Genomic DNA, 15,343 nt, shown 5'->3' on the forward strand with positions numbered 1-15,343 from the left:
GGCTTTTGTCCCTCCCCATGGCGGTGATCGCCTTCACCTGCCTTTACCCTTTGTTCTTCACGCTGAACAACGCATTGAAGACGAACAAGGAATATATCCTCGACCGCTTTGGCCTGGTGTCGAGCCCGACCTTCGAGAACTTCGTCCAGGCCTGGACCCGGTCACGGCTGAGCGAATATTTCCTGAACTCGGTCACCGCCACGGTCGGGGCCTGCCTGCTCTTGATCCTCCTGTCCTCGATGGCGGGCTTTGCCCTGGCGATCCTGCGCTTTCCGCTGAGGAGGCTGGTCTTCATCGCGATCCTGGCCAGCCTGATGATCCCGGTGCAGGTCGTGCTGGTGCCGTTTTACAAGACGATCATCGCCTTTGGGCTGCTCAATACGCGGCTGGGCCTGATCCTGAGTTACACCGCGTTCTTCCTGCCGTTTTCGATCTACCTGATGACCTCCTTCTACGCCGGGCTGCCGCGAGAGCTGACCGAGGCCGCCCGGATCGACGGCTGTTCCTACCCCCAGATCTGGTGGCATGTGATCTTCCCGCTGGGCAAGCCCGCGATGATCACCCTGGGGATCCTGAACGCGCTCTACTGCTGGAACGACGTGCTGATCTCGCTTCTGGTCTTGCAGAACGAACGCACGCTGATGGTGGGCATTGCCGCCCTGCGGGGCGAATACACCACCAACGTGCCCTTGCTATGCGCGGGCATTGTGCTGGCCGCCCTGCCCATCGTGGCGCTTTACCTGATCTTCCAGCGCCAGATCGTGAACGGCATCGCGACCGGAGCCGTCAAGGGCTGATCACCACACCGTCAGCCCGCCATCGACCGCCAATATCGCCCCGGTGATCAAGCTGGCGGCAGGCGAGGCCAGGAACAGCACCGCCGCCGCGACCTCGTCCGCCTTGCCCATCCGGCCCAGAGGCGTATCGGCGATCCAGACCGGGATGCGCTCTTGGTTCTCGGGAACGGCCAGAACCATGGGCGTCTCGATATAGGTCGGCGCAACGGCGTTGACGCGGATGCCATGCGGCGCCCATTCGGCGGCCAGGTTGCGCGTCAGGTGATGCACGGCGGCCTTGGAGGTGTTGTAGGCCGTCTGCGCCTGGGGCCGGTTGACGATGGTCCCCGACATCGACCCGATGTTGACGATCACCCCCCGTTTGGCCGCAATCATCGCCCGGCCAAAGGCGCGGGCGCACCAGAAGACGCCGCCCACATTCACCTCCATCATCAGCCGCCATTCCGCGTCGGTCAGGTTCTCCGCCGAGGTCCCATTCCGCCCCACGCCCGCGTTGTTGATCAGCACCGAGGGCGCCCAATCCTGAAGCTCTGCCGCGCAGGCGTCCATCCGCGCCGGGTCGGTCACATCGCCCTGGATCGCGCGCGCCTGGAACCCCTTGGCGCGGAGCCCCTCTGCCGCCGCCTCGGCCTCCTCGAGCCGGGGCTCCAGGATCACCAGCCGCGCCCCCGCCTCGCCCAGGGCCTCGGCGCAGGCGAGGCCGATGCCCCGCCCGCCGCCGGTGATCAGGGCCGTCTCTCCGGCCAGTCGAAAGCGCTCCAGGTACATCAGATGTCGAAGGCTGCGGGGAGGATGATCACGTCGCGGATCGTGACCGTCCGGGGCCGCGAGAGCATGAAGACGGCCGCCGCGCCGATCTCTTCGGCACCCAGGAGCGCACCGTCGGCCTTGGCCTTGGCCAGGCGCTCGGGCAGCCAGTCCTTCAGCAGCGCGGTCTCCACCGGGCCGGGGGAGAGCTCGCCCACGCGGATGCCGTGCTTCAGGGCCTGGCGGCGGACGGCGTTCACGAAGGCGGTGACGGCGTGTTTGGAGGCGGTGTAGATCGGCTCCCAGACCACCGGCGTATGGCCCGCGACGGAGGAGGTCGCGAGGATATCCCCCGTGCCGCGTTCGATCATATGGGGCAGGACGCGGTGGATGCAGCGGAAGACCGCGTTGATGTTGAGGTAAAGCATCCGGTCCCAGGCATCGGCGTCGCCTGTCCAGGCCTCACCCGCGATATAGGCGCCGGCATTGGCGTGGAAGACGTCGAGGTGGGGGACCAGCTTCAGGATGCCGGGCAGGATCTGGTCGATCGAGGCCGGGTCCAAAAGGTCGGCCTGAAGCGCCAGGGCCTTGGGGCCAAGCTCGGCGCAGATGCGGGCCATGGCTTCGGCGTCGCGGTCGATCAGGACGACGGTCGCGCCCTCGGCCCAATAGGCCTTGACGCAGGCCAGCCCGATCCCCGAGGCGGCGCCGGTGATGGCGATGGTCTTGTCTTTCAACAACATGGTCAGATCCTTGCAGCGATGAATTGGTTCAGGTCTTGCAGCGTGCCTGCGCCCTCCATCGGGCCCAGCACGGTGACATTGCGGGCGCCCGCAGCCGCCGCCAGTCGCAGCGGCTCGGCCAGGCCCAGGCGGCGGGCGGTCAGATAGGCGGCGCCGAAGCAGTCGCCCGCCCCGGTCGGGTCGATCTCGGTGACGGCGAAGGCCGCTTGGTCGAGGCGCCCCTCGCGGGTGAAGAGCGTGGCGCCCTGGTCGCCCCGTTTCAGCACGATCTCGGGGACCTTTTGCAGCAAGGCCGCGACGGCCTCGGCCTCTGTTGCATCGGGGAGGCCAGCGGCCAGTTGCAGCTCGGGCCCCGAGGGGAGCAGAAGGTCGCATTGCGCCACGACCTGGGCGAGGCGGGCCGAGGTCTCGGGCGTCATCAGCTCTTTCCTCAGGTTGGGGTCCAAGGAGACGCTGCCGCCGCGCGACTTCACCGCCGGGATGGCCTTGGCCAGCACGGCCCAAAGATGGGGGATGGCAAAGGCCGAGCCCATGACATGCAGATGCCCCGCGCGGGCGACCAGGGCGCGCGCCTCGGGTGTCATGGCGATCTGCCCCGCCGCCGATTTCGCGATGTTGAAGACGAAGTCGCGCCCTCCGTCCGGGCGATAGCGGACAAAGGCCGTGCCGGTGGGCAGGTCGGGCGAGATCGCCACGGCCGAGACATCGGCACCATCCGCGCGCAGGCGATCGGTGTTCAGCCGCCCGAAGTCGTCGTCTCCGACGCAACCCACGATGCCCGCCTGGCCGCCCAGCCTGGCGCATTGCGAGATGAAGATGGCGGGCGCGCCGCTGGGAAAGGGGCCGCGCAGGTCCAGGGCCTCGGTAAAACCATGGCCGGGCAGGGTGGCCATGATCTCGACGAGGATCTCGCCGAAGGTGATCGTCGGGCCTAGAGAGTCAGGGGAAAGCATCGGGCCGGATCCAGGATAGCGCCTTGCGGCATCAGGTGAGGGGTCCGGCAACCCCATGATTCGACGTCAGGTTAGCCGGATTTGTCGCGCCGCGCAACATACCCTTCGTCAATTCGCCGCATCCGCTCCCGAGAGGGCGCGTTGATGCATCATGGCCGCCGCGCCAAAGGCCGCGCCGAAGGTGCTGTCGGGGGCAAGCTCGATGGGCGGCAGGGTAAAGCTCTGTGTCTGCGCGGTCAGCCGATGCACCTGCACCCGCGCCGCCACCAGCGGGTAAAGTGCCGCCACCGAGCCGCCGAGGATCACCCGGTCGGCATCGATGATCCGGCAGGTCTGGGTCAGGGCAAAGGCCAGGGTCTGGGCCCAGTCCTCGGCGATCAGCACGGCACGGGGTTCGCGTTCGGCCACTGCAGAGAGGAAGCTTGCGAGCGGTGCGCCATAGTCGGCCAGGAGGCGCCCCAGCCCCAGGCGCTCCTCGATCACGGGGCCGCCGGGGCCCATCTGCATGTGGCCGATCTCTCCAGCCAGGCCCCCGCCGCCGCGAAAGAGCCGCCCGTCGATCAGGATGCCGCCGCCGACCCCGGTCTCCATGTTGATCAGAAGCGTGACCCCGGGGGCCGAGAGCCTGCGCCCCCAGGTCACCCCCAGCGCCAGGGCATTGGCGTCGTTCTCGGCGCGCAGCGGAAGCCCCGGGGGCAGGTCGCCGACCTCGCGCGCAAGGGCCGCCAGGTCCAGGTCGCGCCAGCCCAAAAGCGGCGCAAGGCGCAGCCCCCCCGCCCGGTCCATCTGCGCCGGAACCGCGATGCCAATCCCTGCCAGCCGCCTCGGCCGCCCTGCCATTTGCAGCGCATGGGCCAGGGCCAGGCTGACCGAGGCCGTGGCGCCGTCGAAGGCCCGAGTCTCGGTGCGCAGCACCCGGGCCGAGAGGTCCAGCTCGACGACGGAAAGATGTTCGACCCCCAGTTCCAGCCCCAGGAAACTCATGGAATCGGGGATCAGGTCCAGGAGGATCCCGGGCCGCCCCGGCCCCGGTGCGGGGGCGCTGGCGGCGGTCTCGCGGACCAGGCCCTGGTCGATCAGGCTGGCGATGATATGGCCCGAGGAGGAGCGGTTGAGCCCCATGACTCGCGCCATATCGGCCCGCGTCATCCGCCCCTGTTCATAAAGCGCGCGCAGGGCGGCCTTTTCGCTGGGCAGATCGGGAAGGCGGGGCGGGCTGTGCATCGCGGCAGAATCGGCGTCCGGCGGCCTTTGGTCAAGGGCGCGCATTGGTCTGGCGCCGTCGCAGGGCCTCGGTCCGTTTCAGGTCGATGAAGGCTTTCGCATGGGCGGCCAGGGGCACGCTGTCCGTCCAGGTGTCGCGCCAGATCGCGCAGGCCAGCGACAGGCTCTCATCCACCACGGCGCCCGAGAAGCTCTCAAACGTCATGTCGCGGGCATAGCCGATGTCCAGGAGCGCATCGAACTGGGCGGCAAAGTCGATGACACCGTCGCCCAGGTAGCCCCGGTTCGATTCGCCGATGTGGAAATAGCCCAGGCGGTCGCCGGCCAGGCGGATCGCGGCCGCCGGATTGGCCTCTTCGATGTTCATGTGGAAGGTGTCGAGATGCAGCCGCACATCGTCGCGGCCCACCAGGTCGAGGTATTCCAGCCCCTGGGCCGTGGTGTTCAACAGGTTGGTCTCGAAGCGGTTGACGACCTCCAGCACGATTTCCACCCCGGCCGCCTTGGCCTTTTCGGCGGTCTTGGCGATGACCTCGGCGGAAGTCTTGCGGCCATCCGCCGAGGGCAGGGCGTTGTATTTCGTATGGGCCGAATAGAGGATCCCGCCCAACCGGACGCCCCCGATATCGCGCACCGCCGCTACGGCCGAGGCCAAAAGCGCCTCTCCGGCGGCGACCTTGTCGCGGTCGGTCGAGGAGATATCGGCCGAAACCGGCAGGCCCATGGTCACCGTTATCCCGAGGTCCAGCGCCTGGGCCCGTTTCGCCAGGGCGGAAAGGTCGAACTTCTCGGGCCGCAGATAGGCCAGCTCTATGGCCTTGAACCCGGCCTCTGCCGAGCGGTCCATCGCCATCTCCAGCCCCTCTTGCGTCGTGCCACCGGTCCAGACGAAAGAGTGAATGCCAAGCCGTGCCATGGGGGACTCCTATATGTTGTTGTGTGCAACAAAATCACGAAACCGCAGCGAGTCAAGTGGGTTTCGCAGCGGATGCCCCTGCGGCAATGCAGGCGCAGCAGGAATAACCAGTTGACACGACTCGGCTTGCGGATGATTTGTTGTTTAAAGCAACATAACGGGAGGGGAAGATGAAGGGACAGCTTCGGCTTGTGCCGCATTACGAAGTCATCGTTTGCCCGCCCGAGGAAAGCTTCCGCTGGTACAGCCACGACTACCCCTGGCACCTGGCCAAGTTCAACTATCACCCGGAGTATGAGCTGCACCTGAACCGCATCTCCTCGGGGACGATGATGGTGGGCGACTACCTGGGCGACTTTGGCCCGGGGAACCTGGTGCTGACCGGGCCCAATGTGCCGCACAACTGGGTGTCGAATATCGCGCCCGGAGAGGTGATCCGCACCCGCGACATGCTGATCCAGTTCACTCCGGACTGGGCCGAAAAAATCGCGGGCCTGTGCCCCGAGCTGGGCCGGCTGCGGGCGCTTTTCGACGATGCGGCCTGGGGGGTGGAGTTCTCGGGCCTGACGGCACGAGACGGCGCGCGGATGCTGGAGGAACTGGGGACGGCCACGGGGCCTGACCGCTTCTTCCTCTTCCTGCGGCTCCTGGAGCGGCTGGGGCGGAACCCGGCGGACCGCCGCAAGCTCTCGCGCCAGGCGCCCCTGGAGGCCGCGGCCCTGCCGGGCCAGGTCGACCGCGCCATGCGCTTCCTGAACGAGAACCTCTCCGAAGAGATCGACCTGACGACCGCCGCCGCCAAGGCCGGGCTGACGCCGCAGACCTTCTCCCGCGCCTTCAAGCGCCAGACCGGGCATACTTTCGCCAGCTACCTGGTGATGGCGCGGGTCTATGCGGCCTGCACCGCGCTGACCCAAAGCCATGCGCCCATCACCGATATCTGCTTTGACGTCGGCTTCAACTCGATCGCCAACTTCAACCGGCAGTTCCTGAAGATCACCGGGCGCACGCCGTCCGACTACCGCCGCGCCGCCCACCGAATCGCCGCCGAAGGTCATGACGTGACAGAACAGTTTTCGCCCCGGGAATCGCGTATTTCAGGCGGAAAAGGTTAGGTCTGGCGCGGTCTGCGCGTGGCGCGACCCCGTCCCGACCCCTAACGTAGATGAACGCCAAATCCCCGACGGCTCCGGCAAGCCATTGGGAAGTCAGGCGAATTCTGTCCGAAGTCGCGAGAGGAGGCGCGATTTCCGGGCCCGGAAACCTGCGCCCATAGCGCGGGAAAGACCAAGACAATCCAGCAAGGAGGAATGGATGTATCTCAAGTCCAAGATCACGGCCATTGCGGCCGTTCTGATGACCACCGCCTTCCCCGCTTTCGCCGACTTCTGGTCGGATGCGGGCGCGAAATACAAGGGCGTCGTGCTGCACGGCGTGACCGAAAGCTCGCCGCCCTCGGTCTATATCAAGGAAGTCCTGGCCCCGCAGTTCGAAGCCGCCACCGGCATCAAGGTCGAGATCGAGACGACCTCCTGGGACCAGATGTACGACAAGGCCATCAAGGACATGGAGGCCGGGACCGGTCTGTATGACATGGTCTATATCGAGCAGGACATCATCTACGCCTATCTGTCGCGCAACTTCCTGGTCGACATGACCCAGACCCTGGCCGACAAGCCGGAGCTGAAGGCGCCGACCTATGACGACGCCAACTTCACGACCTTTGCGAACTACTTCAAGAACGCCGACGGGCATCTGTTCGGCGTGCCGATGGAAGCCTTCATCAAGCTGTATCTCTACCGCAAGGACCTGTTCGAGAACCCGGACATCCAGGCCGCCTACAAGGCCAAGACCGGCAAGGACCTGGCGCCCGCGACGACCCACGAGGATTACACCGCCATCGCCGAATTCTTCACCGAATACGGCAAGGAAAAGGGCATGGAGCTTTGGGGCACGACCGCCCAGGCCCATACCGGCCATGCAGCTTCGTGGTACGAATACTACGAGTCGATCGCGCCCACCTTCGGCGTCTACAACTGGGGCATCGACCCGGCCAACAACTATGCGGCCTCGGTCGCCAATGGCGGTCGGATGAACTCGGATGAAGCCAAGGCGGCCATGAAATACTGGCTGCACCTGCGCGACATCGCTCCGCCTGAATCGGCCCAGTCGACCTGGACCGAGACCGCGACGACCTTTGCCGCCGGCCGTGCGGCCCAAGGGCTGATCTATGGCGAGAACGCCGCCTGGATTGCGTCCGATGCCGAGAAGTCGAAAGTCGTGGGCCAGGTCGGTTTCGCGCTTCCCCCGCTCGCCGATGGCGTGATGGCGGCGGCCGAGGGCGGCACGGGCTATATCGGCTACTATGACGGCGGCGCCTTTGGTCTGCCGGTGACCTCCAAGAACCAGGAAGCCGCGCTTCTCTTCCTGCAGTTCATTGGCCAGAACGAGGTTCAGCCCGACTGGGCGGTCGCGGCTCCGCGCATCACCAACTCCGCCACCTATGACGACCCCAAGGTCGTGGCGATGGATGCGACGCTGGGCGGCTACTACACGATGCTGAAGGACCAGGGCAAACTCTTCGCCGGTGCGCCGCCCTATCCGTTCCACGCCCAGGTGCGTGAAGCGACCGCGCCGATCTTCTATCAAATCCTGACCGGGGCCATTGGCCCGGATGAAGGTCTGGATGCGATGGCCGCCAAGGCCGAGGAAGAGCTGACCAACCTCGGGTATCGTCAATAACACCAAGATCCCCGGCCGGAGACGGCCGGGGCTCCCAGGGGAGGGGAAGATGAGATCGAACAGAACCGGCTGGCTGATGCTGGCCCCCACGCTTGCCATCCTTGGCACCTTCGGCATCCTGCCCTTCATCTATGTGGTTTACGTGGCCTTCCACCGCTGGAACCCTTTCGGCGCCAGCCCCGACATGGTCTACAACGGCGCCAAGAACTTCCGCCGCCTGGTCTTCGATGCGGAATTCCTGACGGCCATCGCCTATACGCTGAAATTCGCGGTCTTCGCCGTGGGGTCAGAGGTGATCCTGGGCTATTTCCTCGCCCAGCTTCTGATGAAGAACTTCCCCGGCAAGGCGTTTTTCCGCACCATCCACACCCTGCCGCTGATCGTGGCGCCCATCGTCGTGGGCTCGGTCTGGCGGCTGATGACCACGCCCTCCATCGGGATCATCCCGCATTACCTGAACGAGTTCTTCGGCTATGACATGAACATGGGAAGGGACGCGGGCACCGCCTTCCTGATGACCGTGATCATGGACATCTGGCACTGGACGCCGCTCGTCACCCTGACGCTTCTGGCCGCGCTGCTGGCTCTGCCCCGTGACCCCTTCGAGCAGGCCGAGATCGACGGCGCCAACCGGCGGCAGATCTTCTGGCACATCACGCTCCCGATGATCAAACCGGCCATCCTCGCCACGGTCTTCATCCGCCTGATGGACGCGCTCCGCACGGTCGACGAGGTCTGGATGCTGACCGGAGGCGGCCCGGGCGATGCCACCCGCTATGTCGGCCTGCATATCTGGAAGGTGGTCTTCCCCAAGACCGACTACGGCTATGGCTCGGCGATTTCCATCATCGTCCTCTACCTGACCCTGGTCATGTGCTGGATTCTTTACGTGGCGCTGGTCGCCCCCCGTCCGAAGAAAGAGGTCCTGTGATGCGCGGTCCCATCTCGCAACTCATGCTTTGGCTGGCCCTGTCCTTCCTGACGCTGTTTCCGATCTACTGGCTTTTCGTCATCTCGGTCACCCCGGCGGTGGAGCTGTTCTCCACCCCCTCGATCCTGATCGACACCGCGATCTGGACCAATTACCGCGAGATCTTCCACGACGAGACCCTGCGGCGCTACATGCTGAACTCGGTCATCATCTCGACGGGCAATGCCTGCCTGGTGACGGTCCTGGCCTTCTTCGCCTGCTATGCGCTGTCGCGCTTCGACCTGGGCGGGAAAGAGAACATCTTCTTCTGGACCATCACCAACCGGATGGCGCCCGCGGCGGTCTTCCTGCTGCCCCTGTTCCTTCTCTTCACCAAGGTCTTCGCCATCGGCGACTGGAAGCTTTACGACACCCATGTCGGCATGATCCTGCTTTACTGCACCTTCAACCTGCCCTTCGCGATCTGGACCCTGCGGCCCACCATCGACGGCATCCCGAAAGAGCTGGACGAGGCCGCAACGGTTGACGGCGCCTCGACCTGGACCGTGATCCGCCACGTGGTCTTCCCCCTGGCCGCCCCGGGCCTCGCGGTCACGCTGATCCTGACCTGGGTCTTCGCCTGGAACGAGTTCCTGCTGGCGGCCACGCTCACCTCCTTCAACGCCCGCACCATCACCACGGGGCTTTCCGAATACGTGACCACGACGGGGACGGAATGGGGCAAGATGGCCTCCATCGCCATCATCACCCTGATCCCGGCGCTCGTGATCTTCTCGGTCGTCCAGCGTCATATCGTGGCGGGCCTCACCTTCGGCGCGGTCAAGGAGTAAGCCCATGAAGAAACGCGGTTTCCTTCCCATCGTCACCAACTGGTTCGACAGGCTCTTCATCGGCATCTACCTTTGGGTTGCCATAGAGTTGTTCTGGCTGCGCTTCCTGGAAGCTTACGCGCCCTTGACTTTCGCCCATCTGCTTTCCTTGGCTGTGGCCCTGTTGATCCTCACCCGCGGCTGATGCGGCCCACCATGGAGATAGCGATGAAGTCGCTCGTTCTGGAAGAAAAACTGAAACTCTCGCTGCGGGATTTCCCGATTGAGGAAGCCCTGGGGCCGCGCGATGTGCGCATCGGCATCCATACGGTCGGCATCTGCGGGTCGGATGTGCATTACTACACCCATGGCGGCATCGGGCAGTTCATCGTGCGCGAACCGATGATCCTGGGGCATGAGGCCTCGGGGACGGTCACGGAAGTTGGGGCGCAGGTGACGAACCTCAAGGTCGGCGACCGCGTCTGCATGGAGCCGGGGATCCCCGACCCGAACAGCCGGGCGTCCAGACTTGGCATGTACAACATCGACCCCGCCGTGCGCTTCTGGGCCACGCCGCCGGTGCATGGCTGCCTGCGGCCTTCGGTCGTGCATCCGGCCGATTTCACCTTCAAGCTGCCCGACAATGTCAGCTTCGCCGAGGCCGCGATGGTCGAGCCCCTGGCCGTCGGCGTCCATGCCGCGACCAAGGCGCGCGTGAAGCCCGGCGACGTCGCTTTGGTCCAGGGCGCCGGGCCGATTGGCCTGGTGACCGCGCTGTCCGCCCTGGCGGCGGGCTGCGCCAGGGTCTTCCTGACCGATGTCGACGATACGAAGCTGGAAATCGGGGCGAGCCTCTCCAAAGCCATCACTACGATCAATGTGGGCAAGGGCGACGCGACGGCGGAAATCCTGCGTCAGACCGAGGGTTGGGGCGTCGAATGCGTCTTCGAATGCTCGGGCCACCCCCGCGCCGCTGGCCAGGTCTTCGACGCGCTCTGCCCCGGCGGGGTCGTGGTCTTCGTGGGCATCCCGGTCGAGCCCTTCCACTATGACCTCGGCAAAGCCATGGTCCGCGAAGCCCGCGTCGAGCAGATTTTCCGCTATGCCCATGTCTTCCCGCGCTGCGTCGGCCTGATCGCCAGCGGAGCCATCGACGTCAAACCCCTCATCACCCGCAAATTCGCCTTCGAGGACTCGGTCCATGCCTTCGAGGTCGCGGCCACCGCGCCCAAGGGCCAGGTGAAAATGCAAATCGAATTGCCATAAGGAGCCATAATGGCCGAAGTCAGGATCAAGGATGTCGTCAAGGGCTATGGCGATGTGAAGGTGATCCACGGGGTTTCCGTGGATATCAAGGATGGCGAGTTCGTCGTGCTGGTCGGCCCCTCGGGCTGCGGGAAGAGCACCCTTCTGCGCATGATCGCGGGGCTCGAGACGATCACCGGGGGGGAAATGTCCATCGGCGGCCGTGTGGTCAACGACGTGCCGCCCAAGGACCGCGACATCGCCATGGTCTTCCAGTCCTACGCCTTGTATCCGCACAAGACCGTGGCCGAGAACATGGGCTTCTCCCTGATGATCAAGGGCGCGCCCAAGTCCGAGATCGAGGCCAAGGTCGGTCGCGCGGCCGAGATCCTCGACCTGACCAAGCTTCTGAACCGCTATCCCAAGCAGCTTTCCGGCGGCCAGCGCCAGCGCGTCGCCATGGGCCGTGCGATTGTCCGTGACCCCCAGGTCTTCCTCTTCGACGAGCCGCTTTCGAACCTGGACGCGAAGCTCCGCGTCCAGATGCGGGTCGAGATCAAGGAGCTTCACCGCCGCCTGAAGACCACGATCATCTATGTCACTCATGACCAGATCGAGGCCATGACCATGGCCGACAAGATCGTCGTGATGAAGGATGGCCGCGTCGAGCAGATCGGCCGTCCGCTCGACCTTTACGACCGCCCCGGCAATCTCTTCGTGGCGGGCTTCATCGGCTCTCCGGCGATGAACTTCCTGAAGGGCGTGACGGCGCAGCGCGACGGTCGGTCGGTGGTCGTGACACCGGATGGCATCGAACTCCCCGCGCCCGAGACCCCTGCGGGCCGCGAGGTCGTCTATGGCATCCGCCCCGAACATATCGGCGTGGGTCCGGGCGGCAATCGCGTCAAGGTCGGCATCCTGGAGCCCACGGGGTCGGAGACGCTGATCTTCGCCCATATCGGGACCCAGAAGATCGACGCCGTGATCCGCGACCGGATCGAGGCCGAGCCGGGGCAGGACCTGTCCTTCGTGCTCGACCCCGCGCGGGTGCATCTGTTCGACGCGGGCACGGGTCTGCGTCTCTGACGTCCTCCCAACGGAGGGGCGGTCACCCCTCCGGGACAGCGGGCCGCGCCTTGGCAGAAAGGCGCGGCCCGTCTCAAACAAGGAGAAGAACATGGATTTCACCGGCAAAAGGGTGCTCTTGACGGGCGCAGGCAAGGGGATCGGCAGGGTCCTGGCCGAGATGCTTTTGGCGCGGGGGGCGCAGGTCGTGGCGCTGACCCGCTCAGCGGGCGATGTGGAGGAGCTGCGGGCCTTGGGCGCCGAGGCGCAGCAGGTGGACCTTGCGGATGCCGAGGCCACAAGGGCGGCGGCGCGGGCCGCGATGCCTTGCGACTACCTGATTTCGAACGCCGGGACGACGGAGTTGCAGAGCTTTCTGGACACCACGGTTCAGGCCTTCGACCACCTGATCGCGGTGAACACGCGGGCTCCGATGATCGTGGCGCAGGAATATGCGCGGGATGTGATCGCGCGGGGCGCCAAGGGGGCGATCGTGAACGTCTCTTCGGTGGCGAGTTTCGTGGGCATCCCGGATCACGCGGCCTATTGCACCAGCAAGGCCGGGGTGGATGGGCTGATGCGGGTCATGGCGAAGGAGCTGGGGCCCAAGGGCATCCGCGTCAACAACGTCAACCCGACGGTCACCCTGACGCCCATGGCGGTCAAGGCCTGGTCCGATCCCGCGAAATCGGCGGGGATGCTGAACCGCATTCCGCTTGGTCGTTTTGCAGAAAGCGCGGAAGTGGGCGAGGTCGTGCTTTTCCTTCTGTCCGATGCGGCCTCGATGATGAACGGTGTTTCGCTTCCCGTGGATGGCGGCTACATGATCGCCTGAATCAGGAGGCGCGCATGGAATTTACCGGTAAGCTGGGGCCGTTTCAGGCCTTTCTCTTTGATATGGACGGCACGATCCTGACCTCGATTGCCGCGGTGGACCGCGCCTGGCGGGCCTGGGCGCGGCGGATCGGGACGGATGAAGAGGCGGTCATGGCCTATATGCATGGCCGCCGGGCGCGGGATACGATCAGCCATTTCATGGTGGGCGCGCCGGATGCCGCCATCGACGCCGAGGCCGATTGGCTCGAGGCCTTCGAGCTTTCGGATATCGGCGGGATCGAGCCCATCCCGGGGATCCAGGCGGTCTTGGAGGCGGCCAAGGGGCGCTGGGCGCTGGTGACCTCGGCCACGCCGGGGATCGCCCGGGCGCGGGTCAAGGCGGCGGGGCTGAGCCTGCCAGAGGTCGTCGTGACCTCGGCCGATGTGACGCGGGGCAAGCCCGATCCGATGGGCTACCTGATGGCCGCCAAGGCGATGGGCGTCGATCCGGCGGCTTGCCTGGTCTTCGAGGATGCCCATGCCGGGATCGCGGCGGGGCAGGCTGCGGGCGCCACGGTCATGCAGATCCTCGGCACCGAGGCGCCGCAGGCCGAACATGGCATCCGCGATTATTCCGGGGTTTCCGTGACCTTCGACGGCGGGCTTTGGTTCCAACGCTAGCCCCGGGGTTTACCCCGGGCTACGCAGCGGAAGCAGAGCGCCCTCCCCCCGCGCCACGGTGCAGATGATGCACTCGGACAGGGGGTGCGTAGCCCGGGGTAAACCCCGGGTCTGCCTATTCCCCGCGTGGGAAGCGCTTGTTTTCCTCAAGCACGTTCAGGTCCATGTGGTTGCGCATATAGCGTTCCGAGGCGAGTTTCAGCGGCTGGTAGTCCCAGGGGTAGTAATTGCCGTTGCGCAGGGCCTCATAGACGACCCAGCGGCGGGCCTGGCTTTGGCGGACCTCGGCGTCATAGGCATCGAGGTCCCAGCGTTCCTCGGCCATGACCTGGAAATGCGCGAGAACCTCGGCGGCGCGGGGATCGGTGGCCAGGTTGACCTCTTCCTCCGGGTCGGCGTTCAGGTCGAAGAGCATATCCGGATCGGCTTTGCAGCGGATGTATTTCCAGGCGCCCTGGCGCAGGCAGACCATGGGCGTGATCGTGCCCTCGGCTGCATATTCCATGGCCACCGGGGTCAGGCGCGGGGTGCCCTGCGCCAGGGGGACCAGGCTCTCGCCATCGGTCCAGGGCATGACCTCGTCCATCGAGATCCCCGCCAAATCGCAGAGCGTCGGCGTCAGGTCGATGGTGGAGACGGGGGTTTCCACGAGGCCCGGGGTCAGGCCCTCGGCCGAGATCATCAGGGGCACGCGGGCGGCGCCGTCGAAGAAGTTCATCTTGAACCAGAGCCCCTTGCGGCCCAGCATCTCGCCATGGTCGGAAACGAAGACGACGATGGCCTCCTGGCGGGAGGCGCGCATCGCCTCGAAGATCTCGCCGATCTTGCTGTCGACGTAAGAGATATTGGCGAAATAGCCTTGGCGGGCGCGGCGGATGTGTTCGGCGGTGACCTCCAGGCCGCGCCAATCGCAGGCATCCATCAGGCGCTGGGAATGGGGGTCCATGTCCTCGTAAGCCAGCGACGAAGGCGGCTCGAGCTCCGGGATGCCCTCGTAAAGGTCCCAGAACTTGCGGCGGGCCACGAAGGGGTCGTGGGGATGCGTAAACGAGGCCGTCAGGCACCAGGGGCGGGGGTCGAGGCCTCGGGACAGGTCATAGATCTTCTGCACCGCCTGGTGGCAGACGTCGTCGTCATATTCCAGCTGGTTGGTGATCTCGGCCACGCCCGCGCCCGTCACTGAGCCGAGGTTGTGATACCACCAATCGATCCGCTCACCGGGTTTGCGGTAGTCGGGGGTCCAACCGAAATCGGCGGGGTAGATATCGGTGGTCAGACGCTCCTCGAAGCCATGCATCTGGTCGGGGCCCACGAAATGCATCTTGCCCGACAGCGCCGTCTGATAGCCCGCGCGGCGCAGGTGGTGGGCATAGGTCGGGATGTCCGAGGCGAACTCGGCCGCATTGTCATAGACCCGCGTGCGGCGGGGCAATGCGCCCGACATGAAGGCGGCACGGGCGGGGGCGCAAAGCGGCGAGGGCGTATAGGCGTTCTGGAACCGCACCGAATTCTCGGCCAGGGCCCGCAGGTTCGGCACATGCAGGAAGTCCGCCGGACCATCGGGGAACAGGGTCCCGGTCAGCTGGTCCACCATGACGATCAGGATATTCGGGCGCTTGGTCATATTCTTCTCCCTGCGGGGTTGGAAATGGCTAAACTTCGCCGGGCGCGGCT

At 65.5% G+C, this 15,343-nt stretch carries 16 protein-coding genes; 10 read left to right on the forward strand and 6 right to left on the reverse strand.

The genetic code is table 11. From position 1 onward, the window contains the following. The first annotated feature begins 17 nt into the window (after positions 1 to 17). Positions 18 to 797, forward strand: coding sequence for a carbohydrate ABC transporter permease (locus GV832_RS06300; protein ID WP_227754274.1), 780 nt, complete (start codon positions 18 to 20; stop codon positions 795 to 797). Here GV832_RS06300 and GV832_RS06305 read toward each other — a convergent pair whose 3' ends face one another. From GV832_RS06305 to GV832_RS06325, 5 genes are all read right to left on the reverse strand, one after another. After that, positions 798 to 1,565, reverse strand: coding sequence for an SDR family NAD(P)-dependent oxidoreductase (locus tag GV832_RS06305; RefSeq protein ID WP_168773999.1), 768 nt, complete (start codon positions 1,563 to 1,565; stop codon positions 798 to 800). Further along, the gene (locus GV832_RS06310; RefSeq protein WP_168774214.1) at positions 1,565 to 2,293 is read right to left on the reverse strand and encodes an SDR family oxidoreductase; all 729 of its coding nucleotides are present in this window, start codon (positions 2,291 to 2,293) and stop codon (positions 1,565 to 1,567) included. The genes GV832_RS06305 and GV832_RS06310 overlap by 1 nt, the downstream gene beginning before the upstream one ends. Continuing rightward, complete coding sequence (locus tag GV832_RS06315; protein ID WP_168774000.1) at positions 2,290 to 3,240, reverse strand: tagatose kinase; 951 nt, start codon at positions 3,238 to 3,240, stop codon at positions 2,290 to 2,292. The genes GV832_RS06310 and GV832_RS06315 overlap by 4 nt, the downstream gene beginning before the upstream one ends. Positions 3,241 to 3,348: 108 nt before the next feature. Then, positions 3,349 to 4,464: an ROK family transcriptional regulator gene (locus tag GV832_RS06320; RefSeq protein ID WP_168774001.1), complete on the reverse strand. Its 1,116-nt coding sequence runs from the start codon at positions 4,462 to 4,464 to the stop codon at positions 3,349 to 3,351. Positions 4,465 to 4,495: 31 nt separating this feature from the next. Beyond that, positions 4,496 to 5,380 carry a sugar phosphate isomerase/epimerase family protein gene (locus tag GV832_RS06325; RefSeq protein WP_168774002.1) on the reverse strand — a complete coding sequence of 295 codons (885 nt, stop codon included), beginning with the start codon at positions 5,378 to 5,380 and terminating at the stop codon, positions 4,496 to 4,498. Positions 5,381 to 5,550: 170 nt separating this feature from the next. On the opposite strand from GV832_RS06325, the gene GV832_RS06330 reads away from it, so the two are divergent. From GV832_RS06330 to GV832_RS06370, 9 genes are all read left to right on the forward strand, one after another. Next, positions 5,551 to 6,495: a helix-turn-helix domain-containing protein gene (locus GV832_RS06330; RefSeq protein WP_168774003.1), complete on the forward strand. Its 945-nt coding sequence runs from the start codon at positions 5,551 to 5,553 to the stop codon at positions 6,493 to 6,495. A 199-nt stretch (positions 6,496 to 6,694) separates the two neighbouring features. Further along, positions 6,695 to 8,122, forward strand: a complete 1,428-nt coding sequence (locus GV832_RS06335) for an extracellular solute-binding protein (RefSeq protein WP_168774004.1) — start codon at positions 6,695 to 6,697, stop codon at positions 8,120 to 8,122. A gap of 49 nt (positions 8,123 to 8,171) precedes the next feature. Beyond that, a complete protein-coding gene (locus GV832_RS06340; protein WP_168774005.1) occupies positions 8,172 to 9,053 on the forward strand; it encodes a carbohydrate ABC transporter permease in 882 nt (293 codons plus the stop codon). Beyond that, positions 9,053 to 9,883, forward strand: coding sequence for a carbohydrate ABC transporter permease (locus GV832_RS06345; protein ID WP_168774006.1), 831 nt, complete (start codon positions 9,053 to 9,055; stop codon positions 9,881 to 9,883). Before GV832_RS06340 ends, GV832_RS06345 begins: the two co-directional genes overlap by 1 nt. Positions 9,884 to 9,887: 4 nt before the next feature. Further along, the gene (locus GV832_RS06350; protein ID WP_168774007.1) at positions 9,888 to 10,067 is read left to right on the forward strand and encodes a DUF2160 family membrane protein; all 180 of its coding nucleotides are present in this window, start codon (positions 9,888 to 9,890) and stop codon (positions 10,065 to 10,067) included. Positions 10,068 to 10,090: 23 nt separating this feature from the next. Further along, a complete protein-coding gene (locus GV832_RS06355; protein ID WP_168774008.1) occupies positions 10,091 to 11,128 on the forward strand; it encodes an NAD(P)-dependent alcohol dehydrogenase in 1,038 nt (345 codons plus the stop codon). A gap of 9 nt (positions 11,129 to 11,137) precedes the next feature. Further along, positions 11,138 to 12,193: an ABC transporter ATP-binding protein gene (locus GV832_RS06360; RefSeq protein ID WP_168774009.1), complete on the forward strand. Its 1,056-nt coding sequence runs from the start codon at positions 11,138 to 11,140 to the stop codon at positions 12,191 to 12,193. 91 nt (positions 12,194 to 12,284) lie between these two features. Then, positions 12,285 to 13,007, forward strand: a complete 723-nt coding sequence (locus tag GV832_RS06365; protein WP_168774010.1) for an SDR family oxidoreductase — start codon at positions 12,285 to 12,287, stop codon at positions 13,005 to 13,007. Positions 13,008 to 13,021: 14 nt separating this feature from the next. Further along, positions 13,022 to 13,669 (forward strand): HAD-IA family hydrolase, encoded by a 648-nt coding sequence (locus GV832_RS06370; protein ID WP_168774011.1) that lies wholly within the window; start codon positions 13,022 to 13,024, stop codon positions 13,667 to 13,669. Positions 13,670 to 13,784: 115 nt separating this feature from the next. On the opposite strand, the gene betC is transcribed toward GV832_RS06370, so the two are convergent. After that, complete coding sequence (gene betC / locus GV832_RS06375) at positions 13,785 to 15,293, reverse strand: choline-sulfatase (protein ID WP_168774012.1); 1,509 nt, start codon at positions 15,291 to 15,293, stop codon at positions 13,785 to 13,787. Positions 15,294 to 15,343: the final 50 nt, after the last annotated feature.

The sequence above is a fragment of the Stagnihabitans tardus genome, from assembly GCF_009925085.1.
In the GTDB taxonomy this organism is placed as follows: domain Bacteria; phylum Pseudomonadota; class Alphaproteobacteria; order Rhodobacterales; family Rhodobacteraceae; genus Stagnihabitans; species Stagnihabitans tardus.